Genomic DNA, 19,158 nt, shown 5'->3' on the forward strand with positions numbered 1-19,158 from the left:
TCGTGCACGACGGGCGGCGTCATTCAATACCGAGGTTAGACATGTCCACCACCATCGCAAAAGCCAACCCCAAGGTCGGCTTTGTATCCCTGGGTTGCCCAAAGGCTCTGGTCGACTCCGAACGCATCCTTACGCAACTGCGCATGGAAGGCTATGACGTCGTGTCCACCTACCAGGACGCGGACGTGGTGGTGGTCAACACCTGCGGCTTCATCGACTCGGCCAAGGCCGAGTCCCTGGAAGTGATCGGCGAAGCCATCAAGGAAAACGGCAAGGTGATCGTCACCGGCTGCATGGGCGTGGAAGAAGGCAACATCCGCAACGTGCACCCAAGCGTGCTGGCCGTGACCGGCCCGCAGCAGTACGAGCAAGTGGTCAACGCCGTGCACGACGTAGTGCCGCCGCGCCAGGACCACAACCCGCTGATCGACCTGGTGCCGCCGCAGGGCATCAAGCTGACGCCGCGCCACTACGCCTACCTGAAGATTTCCGAAGGCTGCAACCACAGCTGCAGCTTCTGCATCATCCCGTCGATGCGCGGCAAACTGGTGAGCCGCCCGGTGGGCGACGTGCTGGACGAGGCCCAGCGCCTGGTCAAATCCGGCGTGAAAGAGCTGTTGGTGATCTCCCAGGACACCAGCGCCTACGGCGTCGACGTCAAATACCGCACTGGCTTCTGGAACGGCGCGCCGGTGAAAACCCGCATGACCGAACTCTGCGAAGCCCTGAGCAGCCTCGGCGTATGGGTGCGCCTGCACTACGTTTACCCATACCCGCACGTTGACGAGCTGATCCCGCTGATGGCCGCCGGCAAGATCCTGCCGTACCTGGACATCCCGTTCCAGCACGCCAGCCCGAAAATCCTCAAGGCCATGAAACGCCCGGCCTTCGAAGACAAGACCCTGGCGCGCATCAAGAACTGGCGCGAGATCTGCCCGGACCTGATCATCCGCTCCACCTTCATCGTCGGCTTCCCCGGCGAAACCGAAGAAGACTTCCAGTACCTGCTGGACTGGCTGACCGAGGCCCAGCTGGACCGCGTCGGCTGCTTCCAGTACTCGCCGGTGGAAGGTGCTCCGGCCAACCTGCTGGACGCTGCCATCGTGCCGGACGACGTCAAGCAGGACCGTTGGGAGCGCTTCATGGCGCACCAGCAGGCCATCAGCTCGGCGCGCCTGCAACTGCGCATCGGCCGTGAGATCGAAGTACTGATCGACGAAGTCGACGAGCAAGGCGCTGTAGGCCGCTGCTTCTTCGATGCACCGGAAATCGACGGTAACGTGTTCATCGACGATGCCAGCGGCCTGAAGCCGGGCGACAAGGTCTGGTGCACCGTGACCGACGCCGACGAGTACGACCTGTGGGCTGAAAAACGCGCATAAGGTGTAAAGAATTGAAAAAGCCCTGCCTCTGGACAAGATGCGGGGCTTTTTTAGGTCTATCGTTTTGCCCATCGGCGCCAATCATCGGCAAGGAGCAGCGGGCATGCGTCAGCATTCGGTTATCCATACACCCAAATCCAGCGACTATCAGGAACTGACCCGCATCTGGGAGGCTTCGGTGCGGGCCACCCATGACTTCCTGCCGGACAGTTACATCGAGTTGCTGAAAAACCTGGTGCTGACCCGCTACCTCGACGCGGTGATGCTGATCTGCACCAAGGACTCGCGCCAGCGCATCACCGGGTTTGCCGGGGTGGCCGCGGGCAAGGTCGAGATGCTGTTTATCGACCCCGAGCACCGTGGCCAGGGCCTGGGCCGGCAATTGCTGCGCTATGCCATCGAGTCGATGAATGCCGATCAACTGGACGTCAACGAACAGAACCCGCAGGCCCTGGGCTTTTACTTCAAGCAAGGCTTTGAGGTGATCGGACGCACGGACCATGACGGCATGGGCCAGCCTTATCCGTTGCTGCACATGCGTTTGCGCCAGGCCCAGCCACAGGCGCGTCGCGGCTAAATGAAATGGAGCCGGGATTAACCGGCGCCACACAGGTACAATAGCCGCCCCCTTTTGTTTCGGCCCTTGTCATGACTGAACCCCTACGCCTCTCCAAACGCCTCATCGAACTGGTCGGTTGCTCCCGTCGGGAGGCTGAGCTGTTCATCGAAGGCGGCTGGGTCACGGTGGACGGCGAAGTGATCGACGAGCCGCAGTTCAAGGTCACCACCCAGAAGGTCGAGCTTGACCCTGAGGCCAAGGCCACAGCGCCGGAGCCGGTGACCATCCTGTTCCACGCCCCCGCCGGCGTGGATGCCGAGACAGCCATGGCGTCGATCAACGCCGAGACCCTGTCGGAAGAACACCGCTTCAGCAAGCGCCCGCTCAAGGGCCACTTCCTGCGCCTGACCGCCAGCAGTGACCTGCAAGCCAAGGCCAGCGGCCTGCTGGTGTTCACCCAGGACTGGAAGATTTTGCGCAAGCTGACCGCTGACGCGAACAAGATCGAACAGGAATACGTGGTGGAGGTGTCCGGCGACATGGTCGCCCACGGCCTGAACCGCCTCAACCATGGCCTGACCTACAAAGGTAAGGAATTGCCGGCGGTGAAAGCCAGCTGGCAGAACGAGAACCGCCTGCGCTTTGCGCTGAAAAACCCGCAACCGGGTGTGATTGCCTTGTTCTGCGAAGCCGTCGGCCTGAAAGTCGTCGCCATTCGACGCATCCGCATTGGCGGAGTCTCCATCGGCAAAGTGCCGGTAGGCCAATGGCGCTATCTGTCCGGCAAAGAAAAATTCTAAGACTTTTTTCGCCGCCGAATCTCTCGATACCGCCTGCCTGGGCGGTGTCCACAGTTGAATGACCAGGATTGCCCACCATGATTCACAACGACGTACTGCGCAGCGTGCGCTACATGCTCGACATCAGCGACAACAAGATGGTCGAGATCATCAAGCTCGGCGGCATGGAAGTCACCAAGGACGACCTGCTGACCTACCTCAAGAAAGACGAGGAAGAAGGCTTCGTGTTCTGCCCGGACGAAGTCATGGCGCATTTCCTCGATGGCCTGGTGATCTTCAAGCGCGGCAAGGACGAGAGCCGTCCACCGCAGCCGATCGAACTGCCGGTGACCAACAACATCGTCCTGAAGAAACTGCGCGTGGCCTTCGAACTGAAGGAAGACGACATGCACGCAATCCTCAAGGCCTCCGAGTTCCCGGTGTCCAAGCCTGAGCTGAGCGCACTGTTCCGCAAGTTCGGCCACACCAACTACCGCACCTGTGGTGACCAGCTGTTGCGCAACTTCCTCAAGGGCCTGACCCTGCGCGTTCGCGCCTAAACCCGTGAACTACAGCGTCTCGCCCATCGGCTTTGTCCGCTCCTGCTTCAAGGAGAAGTTCGCCATCCCGCGCCAGCCACAACTGGCGCCTGCCGCCCGGGGCGTGCTGGAGTTGGTGGCGCCATTCGATCAGGGTGAGGCGGTGCAGGGTTTGGAACAGGTCAGCCATGTGTGGCTGCTGTTCCTGTTCCACCAGGCGCTGGAAGACAAGCCCCGCCTGAAAGTGCGCCCGCCGCGCCTGGGTGGCAACACGTCCATGGGCGTGTTCGCCACCCGCGCGACGCACCGGCCCAACGGCATCGGCCAGTCAGTGGTCAAGCTGGATAAGGTGGAAGATGGGCGCCTGTGGATATCCGGGATCGACCTGCTGGATGGCACACCGATTCTCGACATCAAGCCGTACGTGCCGTACGCAGACATAGTTGACACTGCGACCAACAGCATCGCCAGCGCTGCGCCACAGCTGATTCCCGTGCAGTGGCTGAAGACTGCGCTGCAACAGGCAGAAGGCCACGCTCAGCGCCTTGGCGAGCCATTGGTGGCGTTGATCGAGCAGTGCCTGGCGCAGGATCCACGGCCGGCGTACCAGACGCCGGGGCCAGAGCGGGAATACGGGGCGCAGTTCTGGGATGTTGATGTGCGCTGGCACTATCCCGAAGCCGGGATGATTTGTGTGCTGGAAGTGATTGCCGCCAAGTAAATCCCGGAAACGAAAAAGCCCGCGCTGCCTGTGAAGGCAACGCGGGCTTTTTAGTCGCACCAAAGTCATGTGGCGAGGGAGCTTGCTCCCGTTGGGCTGCGCAGCGGCCCCAAAACCTGACACCCCATTTTATCTGGAACAACCAGGTGGCCTCGCCGGGACCGCTTCGCAGTCCAACGGGAGCAAGCTCCCTCGCCACAAAAGCAAATCGGTTCGCTTATTTCTCGACGAACGCACGCTCGATCAGGTAGTCACCCGGCTCACGCATACGCGGGGAAACCTTCAGGCCGAAGCTGTTGAGCACTTCGCTGGTTTCATCCAGCATGCTTGGGCTGCCGCACAGCATGGCGCGGTCGTCTTCAGGATTGATCGGCGGCAGGCCGATGTCGCTGAACAGCTTGCCGCTGCGCATCAGGTCGGTCAGGCGGCCTTCGTTTTCGAACGGCTCACGGGTCACGGTCGGGTAGTAGATCAACTTGTCACGCAGGGCCTCGCCGAAGAACTCGTTCTGCGGCAGGTGCTCGGTGATGAATTCGCGGTAGGCGACTTCGTTGACGTAACGCACGCCGTGGCACAGGATCACTTTTTCGAAACGCTCGTAGGTTTCCGGGTCCTGGATCACGCTCATGAACGGCGCCAGGCCAGTGCCGGTGCTGAGCAGGTACAGGTGTTTGCCCGGCTTCAAATCGTCAAGCACCAGGGTGCCCGTCGGTTTTTTGCTGATGATGATCTCGTCGCCTTCCTTCAAGTGCTGCAATTGGGAAGTCAGCGGGCCATCAGGCACCTTGATGCTGAAGAACTCCAGATGCTCTTCCCAGTTCGGGCTGGCAATCGAGTAAGCGCGCATGAGCGGGCGGCCGTTGGGCTGTTGCAGGCCGATCATCACGAACTGACCGTTCTCGAAGCGCAGGCCCGGATCGCGGGTGCACTTGAAGCTGAACAGAGTGTCGTTCCAGTGATGAACACTGAGGACACGCTCGTGGTTCATGTTGCTCATGTACGGGGGACTCCTGGAAATGGGTCTGCGCCAAATGATGGATGCGCAATTGCACAGCATTCTAATGGCGGCGACAATATCTGTTAACTGGATTATTAAGATAAGGGTTATCGGTTATATCGATATGCGATTTACTCTACGTCAACTGCAAGTCTTCGTCGCCGTCGCCCAGCAGGAAAGCGTCTCGCGCGCTGCTGGCCTTCTGGCCTTATCTCAATCCGCCGCCAGCACGTCGATTACCGAGCTGGAGCGGCAATCCAGCTGCCAATTGTTCGACCGCGCGGGCAAACGCCTGAGCCTCAACGCCCTCGGTCACCAGCTATTGCCCCAGGCGGTGGCACTGCTGGACCAGGCCAAGGAGATCGAGGACCTGCTCAACGGCAAGTCGGGCTTCGGCTCCCTGGCGGTCGGGGCCACGCTGACCATCGGCAACTACCTGGCCACGCTGCTGATCGGCAGCTTCATGCAGCAGCATCCCGAGAGCCAGGTGAAGCTGCACGTGCAGAACACTGCGCATATCGTGCATCAGGTGGCGCACTACGAAATTGATCTGGGTCTAATCGAAGGCGACTGCAGCCACCCGGACATCGAGGTGCAAACCTGGGTGGAAGATGAACTGGTGGTGTTCTGCGCACCCCAGCATCACTTGGCCAAGCGCGGCCAGGCGACCATGGAAGAGCTGACCCATGAAGCGTGGATCCTGCGGGAACAAGGCTCTGGAACACGCCTGACCTTTGACCAGGCCATGCGGCATCACCGCAGCGCGCTGAATATCCGCCTGGAGCTGGAACACACCGAGGCAATCAAACGCGCGGTGGAATCAGGCTTGGGGATTGGCTGCATTTCCCGGCTGGCGCTGCGCGACGCCTTCCGGCGTGGCAGCCTGGTACCGGTGGAAACCCCGGACCTGGACCTGGCCCGGCAGTTCTACTTCATCTGGCACAAACAGAAGTACCAGACCTCGGCGATGCGCGAATTCCTCGAGCTGTGCCGGTCGTTCACCGCCGGGGTGCAGCGCAGCGACGAGATTGTACTGCCGACCATTGCCTAGATCAGGATCACGGCCCACACCAGGGTAATCATGGTCAGCGCTACGAACTGCGCGGCGCTGCCCATGTCCTTGGCATTTTTCGACAAGGGGTGCAGGTCCAGGGAAATCCGGTCGATCGCCGCTTCGACGGCGGAGTTGAGCAACTCGACGATCAATGCCAGCAGGCACACGGCGATCAGCAGCGCCCGCTCTACCCGGCTGACGTTAAGGAAGAAACTCAGCGGGATCAGGATGACATTGAGCAACACCAGCTGACGAAACGCCGCCTCGCCGGTGAAAGCCGCACGCAGGCCATCCAGGGAATATCCGCCTGCGTTGAAAATACGTTTGATACCGGTTTGACCCTTGAAAGGCGACATAGAGTAGGCAACTGAGCAAAAAGGTGTGGGGAAACTAGAGCAAGCAAAGTCAAAAAAACGTGAATGAACAGCGTCTTAATGCTGCGAAATTGACTCAAGTTGTTGCAAGAGCAGCGCCGCCTGGGTTCGCGTACGTACGCCGAGCTTGCGGAAGATCGCCGTGACGTGAGCCTTGATGGTCGCTTCCGACACGCTCAACTCGTAGGCAATCTGCTTGTTCAGCAGACCTTCGCAGACCATGGTCAGCACGCGGAACTGCTGGGGCGTGAGGCTGGCCAGGCCATCACGCGCGGCCTTGGCTTCGTCGGAGACGTTGATCTCTTCAAAGGCCTGCGGCGGCCAGGAGACATCGCCATCCAGCACCGTGCGCACGGCTTTCTGGATGTCTTCCATGGAGCTGGACTTGGGAATGAAACCACTGGCACCGAACTCCTTGGAGCGCACCACCACCGACGCCTCTTCCTGGGCCGACACCATCACCACCGGTATCTGCGGGTATTGCCCACGCAGCAGCACCAGCCCGGAAAAACCGTAGGCACCCGGCATGTTCAGGTCCAGCAGGACCAGGTCCCAGTCGGACTTTTCGGTAAGACGGGTTTCCAGCTCGGCAATACTGGCCACTTCGACGAGGCGTACATCCGGCCCCAGGCCCAGCGTGACCGCCTGGTGCAGCGCACTGCGAAACAGCGGGTGGTCATCGGCAATCAGGATTTCGTATGTGGCCATTTATTAAATGATCCTGTTTTTTAGGGCGGCACTGATGGGTTCAGTGCTCGCCAACGCGCAAGGTGGCTGCCAGGCCAGCAGTCACCAAAGGGCGCGCTCAACGTCAAAAAGCGACGTATCCAATCTGTGACAGCGCCCCAATCGGCGCCAAGCATGCCCAGCGTAGCCTGGGTGGTCAAGCGCTACGCCCGTGGCTATTTTAGCGGGCTGCGCGTTTGCGCGGCCATCATGCAAAGGTCGGCTGGCCATGACACCTAGAGATAAGGTGCAAGGCGAGTATGGACGACATCGGCCGGGTCCAGCGCCAGTTGAAACTTGGCGGCCAGGTAGTGAGTGCTGAATACGTCCAGATAGGCATCCAGGACTTCACTGGCTGCGGCATCTTCAGCCAGCTCCAGGCACAGCGCGGCGACTTCGGCGGTGCAGAAGTGGTCATCACGCTTGGAGCGACGCAGCTTGTAGCGCGACAGTTGCTCGGGCGCCAGGCTCAGCACCGGCAAGTGCTCCAGGTACGGGCTCTTGCGGAACATCTTGCGCGCCTCGCTCCAGGTGCCGTCCAGCAAAATAAACAGCGGGCGCTTGCCCTCCTCCAGCCTGACCTGATGGACCACCCGCTCCGGGGCCACGAATTCGCCGGGAAAGACGATGTATGGCTGCCATTGCGGGTCGTCCAGCAAGGTCAGCAACTCCGGCTCAACCTCAGTGCGCGACCAGGGGAACGCGGACGTGTCGTTGATCACATCGGCGATCAGCCAGCCGGTGTTGCTGGGTTTCATCGGCTCTACGTCGTGCATCAGCAGGCACATGCCGGATCTGGCCTGGACCTTGGGCCGCCAGGCGCACAGACAGTACTCGGGAATCACCCGGCAGCCGGGGCAGCGTTCGGCCCGCGAGCCTCGCGCTACAAACGGTTTTACGGCACGGGCCAGGCGCTGCGTGCGCAAACGGGAGACGGCATGGCTCATCGGGTGCGCCGCAGGGAAGTGGAAATCGACACGGATAGAACTCGGAAGGCAAAAGTTACCGCAGTTTACCAGAGCCGCCCCCGGCCACCTGCACTTCCCGGCAATAGGCTGGCCCTAGGGGCAAGCGGTCACCTATAATCCCGCGCCACTGAACGCACAGCGCAGTGGCTGGTCTATGCACCAGTAACCGAATCAGGAGAGTTTCATGCTGCGTCTTATGCCACGCCTTGTAGTTCCGTCCGTCGCCCTCGCGCTGGTGTTGCCTCTGGGTGCCCAAGCGGCCTCGTTGCTGGAGGCTCAACTGAACAGGAAGCTGCAAAGCGTCGCAGAGGAAACCAACAAAGAACTGCCACGGGAAATTGACGAAAAGACCCTGGAAGTTGCCTACACTGTTGAAGGCTTGCAGCTGATTGACCATTTGAGCGTACTGCCCGACCGCGCCGAGCAAATGCGCGCCAACCCCAAGGCTGTGTACTTCCAGCTCGGCCAAAGTGTGTGCCTGAACAAGGGTTACCGCGAGCTGATGGCCAAGGGCGCGATCATGCGCTATGAAATCACCGAGAACAAAACCAACCGCCCGGTAGCCTCGGTGAAGTTCCAGGAAGCAGATTGCCCGGCACCGGCTGCCGCGAAGAAGAAAAAGTAAGCGATAACTCCTGTCGCGCGCCGCTGACCAGCGGCGCGCAATATACCCCTCTGCACTCTCCGCCATTGCCCGCCCGCGGCAGCGTCTAAACTCCCTCAGAAGTGATCAATAAGCGGTTGCCAGCCAAGACTTTATAGGCTCATGATCAATTCATCCTGAACGCCTGGAACATCGGGTTTTCACACCGTCCTGTAACATTTTCAGGGCAAAAGAGGGTTGCCCTCCTGAGCGTGCAATGCAAAGGTTTTTAATCATAAGGAATATACAGAACCGGTTTCGCCCACCTCGTTAATCAGAGGCAACGACACATGCAGTGTCGTGGTCCCGACGAATCTCTCGCCGGCACCCAGGGTTCTGTGAAGAAGGAGAAGTTGAATGCCTTACGAACCGAATGAACTCCTGATCCGTCAATTTGAAGAAAACGGCACCGACCTCACGCAGCAGGTCGACGCGCAACTCCACTTGATTGCGCCCAACAGCCCGAATATTCCCCTTTATCGCGACATGATCTTCACCGTGTTGCGCATGGCCCAGGACGACCGCAGCCGCTGGAATGCCAAGATAACCTTGCAGGCGATCCGGGAACTGGACCACGCCTTCCGCGTGCTCGAACAGTTCAAGGGACGGCGCAAAGTCACGGTGTTCGGCTCGGCGCGCACGCCGGTGGAAAGCCCGCTGTACGCACTGGCCCGGGAAGTGGGCGCGGTCCTGGCCCGTTCGGATCTGATGGTGATCACCGGCGGTGGCGGCGGCATCATGGCGGCGGCCCACGAGGGTGCCGGCCTGGAGCACAGCCTGGGGTTCAACATCACCCTGCCCTTTGAACAGCACGCCAACCCGACCATCGATGGCACCGAGAACCTGCTGTCCTTCCACTTCTTCTTTACCCGCAAGCTGTTCTTCGTCAAGGAAGCCGACGCCTTGATCCTGTGCCCGGGCGGTTTCGGTACCCTGGATGAAGCGCTGGAGGTGCTGACCCTGATCCAGACCGGCAAAAGCCCGCTGGTACCGGTGGTACTGCTGGATGCACCAGGCGGTAGCTTCTGGCAAGGCGCACTGGACTTTATCCGCAGCCAGCTTGAGGCCAATCGCTACATCCTGCCCACCGACCTCAAGCTGGTCCGCCTGGTGTACAGCGCCGAAGAGGCGGTGGACGAAATCAACCAGTTCTACGCCAACTTCCACTCCACCCGCTGGCTGAAGCGCCAGTTTGTGATTCGCATGAATCATCCGTTGAGTGACCGCGCACTGGCCCACCTGCAGGAGGCGTTCGCCAGCCTTCGCCTCAGTGGCGACTTCCAACAAATCGCGTACACCGGCGAAGAGCATGACGAGCCAAGCTTCAGCCATCTGACGCGGCTGGTGTTCAACTTCAACGGGCGTGATCAGGGACGGTTGCGGGAATTGGTGGATTACATCAACTTGCCGGAAAACTGGGCCCAGGCTCAGGGGAAAACGCAGCAGCGGGTGACGGAGACGGCGTGACCTGACACTGAAACGAAAAAAGGCCCGCTATTTTCATAGCGGGCCTTTTGGATTGTGCCAGTAGAACGATGCGCAGGTTGGGGCCGCTGCGCAGCCCAGCGGGAGCAAGCTCCCTCGCCACACCAAGCCCCGTAGTGATCAGAGCAACCATTTACCAGGCGCAGCCTTCAGTCATCCATATCCCGACCGCTCAACAGGCGACTGATCATCTCCATCGAAAACCCGCGATAACTCAGGAAGCGACCTTGCTTAGCCCGCTCACGCGCATCAATAGGCAGATGACCGGCAAACTTGCGCCGCCAGGTTTCTTCCAGTTGTGCCTGCCAACTGATGCCGCACTCACGCAACGCGAGTTCGATATCAGCACGCTGCAAGCCACGCTGGCTCAGCTCTTCACGAATTCGTGCAGGGCCATAGCCGGATCGGGCTCGGTAGGAGACGAAACTTTCGAGGTAACGGGACTCCGACAGCAGCCCTTCTTCCGTCAAACGGTCAAGGGCTGCGTCGATCATCTCGGGATCTGCGCCACGCTGACGCAGCTTACGCGTCAGCTCGACTCGACCATGCTCGCGCCGTGCGAGCAGGTCCATTGCAGTGCGCCTTACGGCGACGGGTGTATCCAGGACAACGCTCATCGTTTGCTTCAGATGTCAGTGTCGACTTCTTCTACTTCTTCAACCGGCTCGCGGTTGGCGGCAGCCTTGACGTCAGGTGCCGGGGTCAGCAACTTGTCGCGGATCTGCTTCTCGAGCGTAGCGGCAACATCCGGGTTATCCGCAAGGAACTTGGCCGAGTTGGCCTTGCCCTGGCCGATCTTGCTGCCGTTGTAGGCATACCAGGCACCGGATTTCTCGACGAAACCGTGCAGCACGCCCAGGTCGATCATCTCGCCGTTCAGGTAGATACCCTTGCCGTAGAGAATCTGGAACTCGGCCTGACGGAACGGCGGGGCCACCTTGTTCTTCACGACTTTAACGCGGGTTTCGCTACCGACAACCTCGTCACCTTCCTTCACCGCGCCAGTACGACGGATGTCCAGACGGACCGAAGCGTAGAACTTCAGCGCGTTACCACCGGTGGTGGTTTCCGGGCTGCCGAACATCACGCCGATCTTCATCCGGATCTGGTTGATGAAGATCACCAGGCAGTTGGCGTTCTTGATGTTACCGGTGATTTTACGCAGGGCCTGGGACATCAAGCGGGCTTGAAGGCCCACGTGCATGTCGCCCATTTCGCCTTCGATTTCAGCCTTGGGTACCAGGGCTGCCACGGAGTCGACCACGATCACGTCGATGGCGTTGGAGCGCACCAGCATGTCGGTGATTTCCAGCGCTTGCTCACCGGTGTCCGGTTGCGAAACCAGCAGGTCGTCAACGTTGACGCCCAGCTTCCCGGCGTATTCAGGATCCAGGGCGTGCTCGGCATCGACGAACGCACAGGTGGCGCCCATTTTTTGTGCCTGGGCAATCACCGACAGGGTCAGGGTGGTTTTACCGGAAGATTCAGGACCGTAGATCTCAACGATACGGCCTTTTGGCAGGCCGCCAATGCCGAGCGCGATGTCCAGACCCAGAGAGCCAGTGGAGATAGCCGGGATCGCCTGACGGTCGTGATCGCCCATACGCATTACGGCACCCTTGCCGAATTGACGTTCGATCTGACCCAGGGCCGCAGCCAAGGCTTTCTTCTTGTTGTCGTCCATTAAAGTCCTCACGTAATCAATAAGGCCTGGCGGCCAATACCTGTATAAGTAGACAGTATTGTTCCACAAAGATCCGTGATCGCCTACCCCTGATTTTCTATTTCTGCTGCAGCTCGTCGCAACAAGCCCTCTAGCGCGGCCTTTACCGTTTGTCGGCGGACCTCGTCGCGGTTGCCGGGGAAGTGTTCGAGCTCGGCGGTAACCTCATCGCCCACGCCCCAGGCCAGCCATACGGTGCCCACCGGCTTGTCCGGCGAACCGCCATCGGGCCCGGCCACGCCGCTGACTGCCACGGCAAAACGCGCCAGGCTTTTCTCCTGGGCGCCCCGCACCATCGCCTCCACCACTTCGCGGCTGACGGCACCGACCTTGGGGAACAGAGCTTCCGGCACATTCAGTTGCCGCGTCTTCTGGCGATTGGAATACGTGACATAGCCCGCCTCGAACCAGGCCGAACTCCCGGGAATCCGCGTGATTGCCTCGGCGATACCGCCGCCGGTGCACGACTCGGCCGTCGTGACGTGGGCATTGAGAACCTGCAAGCGTCGGCCAAGTTCAGCGGCGAGTTGAGTAATTTCCTTCACGGTCATCTCCTGGAGTGGACGGGCGTTCGCCTACCCTACAGGAGCCCATGGGCCATGCAAGTTACAAGAGACTAACGCGCGACGGCCCGGACATACGCCTGGCAGGCGCGCAAGGCGATCATTGCGTTGTCGCCGTCGTCGGTGATGCCGATAATTCGTTGAGCATGCGCCGGGTCAAGTCGGGCTCGCGGGGCGCCATGAACCACGCTGCCGGGGGTGGCGGTGGCTGGCATTGGGCAGCCGCTGGCTGAATCGCTGGCGTCGAGAAGGACTGACAACCGCACATCAGCAGTGGCCAGGCGATCCCGCAGGTGAGCCTGAGCGCGTTGTGCATCGGAAAGCTCCCGGGTGTGTTGTTGGTCGCTGGCGCTGAGTTGTTGCTCCAGTGCCAGCCGTTTGTCCTGTTCGGCCTGTTGTTGCTGGCTGAGTGCTGCGGCATGCAGAGCCTGCAGGTGCTCGAGTTGTGCGCCATATCGCCAAGCCTGTACCTGCCAGGCAACACCCGCCGAAACTGCGAACAACAGGCAAAACCCAAACAGGCGATACGACGTCAGGAAGCCCATGACACCGCCTTCGCCCGCGCCCACAGTTGCATACGGTTCTCCAGACCGTTGAGGCCACCATTGATGCGCCGGGTGATCGTGGTGAACTGGTCCTGGTCAGCCAGCTCGTTCAAGCCATTGCTCTGCCAGTACCACGCGGCAGATTCGCACGCCCATTGCGGCGTCTCCAGCAACTCCGGTTGGTGCAACAAACGCTCATCGCCGAACAGTGCCTGACTGCACGCCAGGTAGTTGCGCCGGCCGGTGATCTGGATCAGGCCGCGGCCGCGATACTTCTGGCCGTCGCCATCGGCTTCCGGGGTGTTGCCCAGGCGGGCGGCCAGGGTGCCGGTGTCGTACTTACTCAGGTATTGATCGCTGCCCAGCTCACGTACGTAACGCAGTTCGCCGGATTCGTGGCCGATTTGGGCGAGGAAGGCGGCGATGCGTTTGGGTGTGGTGATTTGGCGGTTGGACATGGCTGTGTTCAGCGCAGATACGAAAACGCCCGCTTGGGAGCGGGCGTTAGGCATGATTTGCACAAGATCATTCTGGGTTATCGGCATGAAAAAACCTCCGAACTCACGAGCACCACACTATTGTACAAGGCCAACCATCCAGTCCGGTTTAACCGGTCGAAATTCGGAGGCTGGAAACTTCGAGTTCTGCGGCCAATCACGCAGCAGTTGGAAATAAGCCAGCAGTTGCGCAAATTGTCCTTCTGTCAGCGTGGTATCTCGCTTCAGATCGGACTCATCCCGATGGCGCTCGCGAAGCCACTTGATACTGTCGATTTCCGAATCCCGCCAGAGTCGTTCGGATTCACACTCGTTCGTGTTCCTCAGCTTTTCATCGAGATGCCAGGACGAGCCATCCCAAACGTGATCTGACCCGGGGCGTTTCAGCGAGGTAAGTTCCAACGGCAACTCACCTAACTGCTGCCATTGGATCTCCTCGCCGGTATCCGTTCGATACACAAGGCCGCGCATGTCCGGAACCAGGTTCCAGATAGCTTGAGCATCTTTAACGTGAACCGCAGCAAAGCCGGGCTCAGTTACAGGAGGGGCTTCACTGAAAGCCATGGAGGGGATAAGCCAGGCCCCCTCGACAAGTGGATCGGGGTCAGCAAAAGCCGTTCCGATGTATTCGCCCGTCACCGGGTGTGCCTGATAAATAACAGGGGCAGAAGTAGTCATGATTGACCTCAGTACTTGATGCACATAAGACGGGAAGTGTTGCGCGGACGCGTTTCGTTGGCGGTGCGTGGAACACCATTGACGCCGTTGGTTACGGGGTCACCGGTGCTGCCGATGTTGAACGATGCGTTGGAACCACCGCCCACGCCGTTCCAGTTGCCTGGGCTCCCGTTCAGGGTGGTGCCAGGACGAGGGCCGTGCCAATGGCCTTGCATCGCATCCAGTTGCAACGACCCCAGCCCGCGTTGCGGGTCCACGCCGCGTCCATCGTCAAAGCCACGGATGAACTCACCACGGCTGTCCGGCAGGTTAAACGTAGTGCTTCCGTCACCAGCGCCAAACATCGTCCCTATCACGTCAAACAGCTTTGAATAGGCTGTACGAGAAACCGCAGCACCGTTCTCTTTCAAAAACCCAGCCGGTGCCGAGGCACCGCAATACTGAATCGTCGTCCCGACCGGAACCCCCATCGACGCTGGGTCGAGATTTCCAGAGTGCCAGAGCCTTCGTGTTGGGCTCCAGACCTTAGCCTGAGAGCAGCCTCGGATGTAGACATCCGGTTCTGTGTTCCCCTGCTGAAAGCCAATCTGCCCCGCGTAATTTCCGTCGCCGTAAGGGATATTCACCAATCCGACGTAGTTGGCGAAACTGGTATTCCCGGCACTGTAATAGTAAAACCCGCCGGGTAGCCCAACGGTATCAATCGCGGCAGCAGGTGCAACATTGCCACCCAGTCCGTATTGGCCAATGCTCAGCGCATCTGTCACACCATAGCCCGCAAGGGTCGTGGCCTTATCCGCTTTGGTTGAAGGGTTGAAGTTGATCTCAGACCAAATTTTCTTCGAACTCCAGAGCAACTCACCGTCCGCGTTCATCGCGAGTGCTCGAGCAATTATCTTGCCCCAATGGAACATGATTCGTGGTGCATAGTTGAAATCTCGTGTGGAATCAGAAACTTCTTGCGCTTCACGAATTTCCAGTGCGCCCCCCTGTCCATTGCCGATCTCACCCAATATGCTGGAAGAAAGACTTGGGCGCTGCTGGGACGTACGGCCTACCACCAGAGCATCCGTAATCCCATACCCCGCCAACGTCGTCGGCTTATTCCTCAACTTCAACCAATCACTCAACACACTCAACGCTTGCGCCAGCTGATCGGTCTTCGTCTCATCCGGCGCAATCCCCGCCGCCGCCAGCACATTCAAAATCTCCTGCGTAACCCCATTCCCCCAAGCCGCCGGAATCAAACTCCCCGGCGTCCCGGTCACCGGGTTTTCATCCACAAACTTGCCATTCACCAGCCCAACGCTGGGCACACTCTTTGGATAATCCACGCTTCTATCCTCTAGTCATAATTGATGTGCACCTGCGTATGAGCAGGTGCGCTGCGATGAATCAGGCACTCCAGGGCATTGCCCGGGTTGACGCCAAACCGCTCTCCCCAATAACTCGCCCCAAACCGCCGCCCCAAGTGCTGGCGGCCGCCGGTGTTGAGCGTCCACATGAAGTGCGCCTGCCAGGTGCCAAAATGCGCCGCGCCAAACCGTGAGCGGCCCATGCGCGGGGCGCGATGTTCAGTGACACTGGCGTCGGGATAACCCTGGCTGCGGGCGATTTCGATGTAGTACGCGGCGCGCTGGCTGCCCACCGCCAACAGACGTCGACGCACCGCCAGGCGACGGTCGTCGTACAGCGGGCTCAAGCCCAGGCAAGGGTCGGGCAGTTGCATCACCCTTTCCCACTCCGGCACCAGTTCGCTGACGGTCACGGGGTCCATTTCGTTTTGCAGGTCGCAGGCGCGGGCGTCGATGCGCGTAAGTTCTTCGGCGATGCCTTTGAGCACCGTCTGCAACTGCGGCATGGTCTCCAGGTCCCAGGCCGGACCGCTGGGCAACAGGGCGATCAGTTGTTCCTCGTACTGGCCAGCCGTCCTTATCCCAGCCATGTGATACCTCCAAACACCAGTAACTGGTTTGTCGCCGCCGTAACGTCCGCCAGCGGGCTTGTCAGTGTGTGATCGGTCTCACCGGTGGCGGTGCTGATGGCTTCGGCGATGTGGGTCAGCAACAAGCTGTCGCCCAGCCCCGCCTCGCGATTGTGCAAGTCTCGCAGTTGGGCCTCGACGGCCGCGCGCACGGCGCTGGTGTCGGGGGTCAAGCGCAGTTGATAAACCACTGGCTTCATCACCGGCGCCAACACATACACATCAGCGGTCACTGGCCGCAGCGGTTCGATATGGGCTTGAACCTGCGCCAACTGCGCTGCATTAGGGATCGGCTGCGGGTCGTCGTCACGCATCACGAACACCCCCACCGTCCCCGGCCCCAGGTAATTGCCGCGACACCATGCGCGGGTAATGCCGGGCACTTCGAGGGACCAGGTCTCGTAATCCTGTGCCGAACCGCCCTGGGGAATAACGCGATAGGAACGAATCACCCGCGCCCGCAGCGACTCCAGGGTTTCTCGCGCCACGCCGCCGGTCAGCCCCGGCGCCAGTACGGTAAAGGTCGAACCAATACCTTGCAGCGGCTGGACCGCGATCAGGCTCAGCCCGGCATCAGCGTTGCCCAGCGTGCCGGCGTCAATCGCCTGCACGGTGGCAGTGTTAAGGCCGGTATGGGTCGTGCCGGCAGCAGTGACCTTGAAGCTGCGTCCATCACTGCTTTGCAGCACCGTATCCACATCCAGCACCGCGCCCGCCGCTGCGGTAAAACTCACGGTGCCACTGGCGGCTACCGCCGCCTTGCGTGCCTGGTTCAAACGCAGCGCAGCGATGCGTTCCAGGGTGGATTCATCGGCGGTATCCGGCAGGATCTGCTCAGCGATCCAATCGAGATAACCGTACAGGCCGAACGCAGCGCCACTCAGTGTGCGCGCCAGGACCTGGGCATCGGACTGGCGCAGCGAATCGCTGGCCAGGTCGCTTTGGGTGCGTTTGATCAGCACCGGCAGCGAAGGGGTTTCAAACGGCATAGATCACCTGCCAACTGTTATCAGGGTTGATGTCCAGGCGCTCGCCATCGGCCAGGGTCAGCTGCGTGCGCAGGTTGAGCCGCTGGGCGTCGAGGCGCTCACTGAGGACTTCGATGGCGCTGCAATGCCCGTCGTCGATCAGCCATTGCAAGGCTTCGCGGGCATAGAATTCGGCGTCCAGTTGCGTCTGGTGGGTCAGCTTGACCCGGCGCAGCAACCACAATCTTGAGCCGATACGGTCGTCGGCCACGCTGGGAAAACTGTCGCCCCACCAGCCGAAGCGCTCGTCATCGTCAACCGCATCGTCGGGCGCGGCACGGCGCCAGGTGAACAGGCTGATCAGCACCGAGCGGGTCAGGGCATTTTTCAGGTTGTCGGAGACAAACATCACTGGCCTCCCGCCGGCGCACCGGTCTGGCCGCTGCCGGGCTGGACGCCCACATGCACGTGCTGGATCTGGCTGATGCCGCCGGCAATCTGGTCGCCCTGGGAGATGATCTTGCCGCTCTGGGTCAGGGTCGGCGTATCAATGTTCACCGCCTGGCTGGCGCGGATATTCAAGGTGCCGGTTTCAATGTCGATTACCCGCCCGCGCTTGAAATGAACTTTGTCGCCTTCGTCGGTATAGATCGCCACTTCACCCGGCGCCAGGGACTGCAAGCGATAGCGACGGTCGGCCACCACCAGCACGATGGCATGGGAGCGGTCACCGCCCAGGAAGGTGGCGATGCCTTCAGCACCCGCCAGAGGGTTGCTGGTAAAACCGTAGGGTTCGAAGTGCTCCATGTCGTCGTTCACTTCGCCTGCCGTCAGGCGCATTTGCAGCGATTGCAGCTTGGTGGCCGAGTGGGCGAGCACGACAGTGCCGCGCGCCAGCAGGCGAGTCAGTAAGCTCATGGAAATTCCTTGGTGGTTAAGCGGATGGCAACGAATTGGCATCAAAGGTGGACGGCGGCGCCACCTGTAGCGTGGTGATCGAACCTTGGTCGGAGAGCGACCAGGTGACCTTGGAGATCAGCATGTCCTGGTCAAAGCCCAGCACCGGATCGATCACCCGCACCAACAGGTTGTGGCGCCACAAATCGCCGTTGGACTGCCGCCAGCCTTGCACGGTGTAGGTGGTGGTCAGGGCTTTTCCGGTACGGGTGGCGCGTTCCCAGTCGGCGCGTTGCTGGGCCAGCTCGGGGGTCAACTGCGTCGGTTCGCTGATCAGCGTGACGCGTTTTCGCGTGGCTTTTTCATCCCGGGAAATCCCTGAAACCTCACTGACCGCCGCTGCGTTTTTTTGATCATCGCCCTTGTGCTGGCCGATGACGCGGTACTCGGAAAATACCGAGTCGAAGTCCATCGGTGCGTTAGCCGAAAGGATGTTCTGGCCCAGCTCCAGGCTGTCATTCGCACGCCCTGCACTACCGGGCGATGCCAATACCAGGCGCCCATCCGCATCGTCGGTGGAGAACACCCGATACAACGTCAGCAAGCGGTCGATGGATTGAAATACCGTCTCCCCGGGCACGATGCTGTGGGTATGCAGGCGCGCGGTTTCGGCAATCTCGCTGTGCACCTCCACGCCATAGGTGGCCGTCAGCGCCCGGACGATGCTCAGCACACTTTGCCCGCGCCACTGGCCGGGCTGGTTTATCGCTGCGCAGTCCACCAGGTCCTGGGTCACTGAGCCGCCCTGAATACTCAGGCTGATCTGTCGGCCGTCGTAACTGATGGGCGCCTTGAACACAAAGCCGGTGAGCACCAGGTCGTAACCGATGCGTACCTGGCAACGGGCGCCGGGCTTGATCGGCGCCGCCAGGGTTTGCCCGGGCCATTGCCAGGTGATGTTGAGGGTGAAGGTGCGAAATTGACGCTCCAGGTCGGCGCTGATTTCCACGCTTTTCCAGCCGCCATAATCCAGGCCGTCCACGGTCAGGGTGACGGCATTGTCCAACTCGATCATG

The 19,158-nt window shown here is 60.4% G+C and carries 24 protein-coding genes; 8 read left to right on the forward strand and 16 right to left on the reverse strand.

Translation table 11 applies throughout. The features are described 5' to 3' along the window. Positions 1–41 precede the first annotated feature (41 nt). The 5 genes from rimO (at position 42) to tsaA (ending at position 3,980) form a co-directional block, all read left to right on the forward strand. Positions 42–1,382, forward strand: a complete 1,341-nt coding sequence (gene rimO / locus QF039_RS22280; RefSeq protein WP_218172220.1) for a 30S ribosomal protein S12 methylthiotransferase RimO — start codon at positions 42–44, stop codon at positions 1,380–1,382. A gap of 103 nt (positions 1,383–1,485) precedes the next feature. Next, entirely contained in the window at positions 1,486–1,959 is a 474-nt protein-coding gene (locus QF039_RS22285) for a GNAT family N-acetyltransferase (protein WP_003208626.1), read from the forward strand. A gap of 71 nt (positions 1,960–2,030) precedes the next feature. Further along, a complete protein-coding gene (locus tag QF039_RS22290; protein ID WP_003208627.1) occupies positions 2,031–2,741 on the forward strand; it encodes an rRNA pseudouridine synthase in 711 nt (236 codons plus the stop codon). 77 nt (positions 2,742–2,818) lie between these two features. After that, positions 2,819–3,280, forward strand: coding sequence for a DUF1456 family protein (locus QF039_RS22295; RefSeq protein ID WP_003208629.1), 462 nt, complete (start codon positions 2,819–2,821; stop codon positions 3,278–3,280). Between the two features lie 4 nt (positions 3,281–3,284). After that, positions 3,285–3,980, forward strand: a complete 696-nt coding sequence (gene tsaA, locus QF039_RS22300; protein WP_307520734.1) for a tRNA (N6-threonylcarbamoyladenosine(37)-N6)-methyltransferase TrmO — start codon at positions 3,285–3,287, stop codon at positions 3,978–3,980. 217 nt (positions 3,981–4,197) lie between these two features. Here the strand turns inward: tsaA and fpr are convergent, their stop codons facing one another. Continuing rightward, positions 4,198–4,977 (reverse strand): ferredoxin-NADP reductase, encoded by a 780-nt coding sequence (fpr, locus tag QF039_RS22305; RefSeq protein WP_003189055.1) that lies wholly within the window; start codon positions 4,975–4,977, stop codon positions 4,198–4,200. Between the two features lie 124 nt (positions 4,978–5,101). On the opposite strand from fpr, the gene QF039_RS22310 reads away from it, so the two are divergent. Beyond that, positions 5,102–6,028: a LysR family transcriptional regulator gene (locus QF039_RS22310; protein WP_003208633.1), complete on the forward strand. Its 927-nt coding sequence runs from the start codon at positions 5,102–5,104 to the stop codon at positions 6,026–6,028. Here QF039_RS22310 and QF039_RS22315 read toward each other — a convergent pair. From QF039_RS22315 to QF039_RS22325, 3 genes are all read right to left on the reverse strand, one after another. Next, on the reverse strand, positions 6,025–6,387 hold the full coding sequence (locus QF039_RS22315) for a diacylglycerol kinase (protein ID WP_003208635.1): 363 nt from the start codon (positions 6,385–6,387) through the stop codon (positions 6,025–6,027). The genes QF039_RS22310 and QF039_RS22315 overlap by 4 nt on opposite strands. Positions 6,388–6,462: 75 nt before the next feature. Next, complete coding sequence (gene erdR, locus QF039_RS22320; protein ID WP_003208636.1) at positions 6,463–7,113, reverse strand: response regulator transcription factor ErdR; 651 nt, start codon at positions 7,111–7,113, stop codon at positions 6,463–6,465. Between the two features lie 254 nt (positions 7,114–7,367). Then, on the reverse strand, positions 7,368–8,078 hold the full coding sequence (locus tag QF039_RS22325) for a tRNA-uridine aminocarboxypropyltransferase (RefSeq protein WP_177067288.1): 711 nt from the start codon (positions 8,076–8,078) through the stop codon (positions 7,368–7,370). 205 nt (positions 8,079–8,283) lie between these two features. On the opposite strand from QF039_RS22325, the gene QF039_RS22330 reads away from it, so the two are divergent. Further along, positions 8,284–8,724, forward strand: coding sequence for a PA3611 family quorum-sensing-regulated virulence factor (locus QF039_RS22330; protein ID WP_003208640.1), 441 nt, complete (start codon positions 8,284–8,286; stop codon positions 8,722–8,724). Between the two features lie 375 nt (positions 8,725–9,099). Next, positions 9,100–10,209, forward strand: coding sequence for a TIGR00730 family Rossman fold protein (locus QF039_RS22335; protein WP_003208643.1), 1,110 nt, complete (start codon positions 9,100–9,102; stop codon positions 10,207–10,209). 167 nt (positions 10,210–10,376) lie between these two features. Here the strand turns inward: QF039_RS22335 and recX are convergent, their stop codons facing one another. The 12 genes from recX to QF039_RS22395 all read right to left on the reverse strand — a co-directional run bounded on the left by recX (position 10,377) and on the right by QF039_RS22395 (position 19,157). Next, entirely contained in the window at positions 10,377–10,844 is a 468-nt protein-coding gene (recX, locus tag QF039_RS22340) for a recombination regulator RecX (RefSeq protein WP_003208644.1), read from the reverse strand. A gap of 8 nt (positions 10,845–10,852) precedes the next feature. Then, positions 10,853–11,911 carry a recombinase RecA gene (gene recA / locus QF039_RS22345; protein WP_003208645.1) on the reverse strand — a complete coding sequence of 353 codons (1,059 nt, stop codon included), beginning with the start codon at positions 11,909–11,911 and terminating at the stop codon, positions 10,853–10,855. Positions 11,912–11,994: 83 nt separating this feature from the next. After that, positions 11,995–12,495: a CinA family protein gene (locus tag QF039_RS22350; RefSeq protein WP_003208648.1), complete on the reverse strand. Its 501-nt coding sequence runs from the start codon at positions 12,493–12,495 to the stop codon at positions 11,995–11,997. Positions 12,496–12,566: 71 nt separating this feature from the next. Next, positions 12,567–13,058, reverse strand: coding sequence for a lysis system i-spanin subunit Rz (locus QF039_RS22355; protein WP_307520746.1), 492 nt, complete (start codon positions 13,056–13,058; stop codon positions 12,567–12,569). Beyond that, positions 13,046–13,603 carry a glycoside hydrolase family 19 protein gene (locus QF039_RS22360; RefSeq protein WP_307520747.1) on the reverse strand — a complete coding sequence of 186 codons (558 nt, stop codon included), beginning with the start codon at positions 13,601–13,603 and terminating at the stop codon, positions 13,046–13,048. The genes QF039_RS22355 and QF039_RS22360 overlap by 13 nt, the downstream gene beginning before the upstream one ends. Positions 13,604–13,633: 30 nt before the next feature. Beyond that, on the reverse strand, positions 13,634–14,233 hold the full coding sequence (locus QF039_RS22365) for a phage tail assembly chaperone (RefSeq protein WP_307520749.1): 600 nt from the start codon (positions 14,231–14,233) through the stop codon (positions 13,634–13,636). Positions 14,234–14,241: 8 nt separating this feature from the next. Next, positions 14,242–15,567: a tail fiber protein gene (locus tag QF039_RS22370; protein WP_307520752.1), complete on the reverse strand. Its 1,326-nt coding sequence runs from the start codon at positions 15,565–15,567 to the stop codon at positions 14,242–14,244. 11 nt (positions 15,568–15,578) lie between these two features. Then, positions 15,579–16,178 (reverse strand): YmfQ family protein, encoded by a 600-nt coding sequence (locus tag QF039_RS22375; protein ID WP_087695306.1) that lies wholly within the window; start codon positions 16,176–16,178, stop codon positions 15,579–15,581. Next, a complete protein-coding gene (locus QF039_RS22380) occupies positions 16,166–17,206 on the reverse strand; it encodes a baseplate J/gp47 family protein (RefSeq protein WP_307520755.1) in 1,041 nt (346 codons plus the stop codon). The genes QF039_RS22375 and QF039_RS22380 overlap by 13 nt, the downstream gene beginning before the upstream one ends. Further along, positions 17,196–17,594, reverse strand: a complete 399-nt coding sequence (locus QF039_RS22385) for a phage GP46 family protein (RefSeq protein ID WP_307520757.1) — start codon at positions 17,592–17,594, stop codon at positions 17,196–17,198. Before QF039_RS22385 ends, QF039_RS22380 begins: the two co-directional genes overlap by 11 nt. Beyond that, positions 17,594–18,103 carry a phage baseplate assembly protein V gene (locus tag QF039_RS22390; protein WP_177019268.1) on the reverse strand — a complete coding sequence of 170 codons (510 nt, stop codon included), beginning with the start codon at positions 18,101–18,103 and terminating at the stop codon, positions 17,594–17,596. The genes QF039_RS22385 and QF039_RS22390 overlap by 1 nt, the downstream gene beginning before the upstream one ends. A gap of 16 nt (positions 18,104–18,119) precedes the next feature. Continuing rightward, a complete protein-coding gene (locus tag QF039_RS22395; protein ID WP_307520760.1) occupies positions 18,120–19,157 on the reverse strand; it encodes a phage baseplate assembly protein in 1,038 nt (345 codons plus the stop codon). Between the last annotated feature and the right edge of the window lies 1 nt (position 19,158).

The sequence above is a fragment of the Pseudomonas sp. W2I6 genome (assembly GCF_030815935.1).
Taxonomy (GTDB): Bacteria; Pseudomonadota; Gammaproteobacteria; order Pseudomonadales; family Pseudomonadaceae; genus Aquipseudomonas.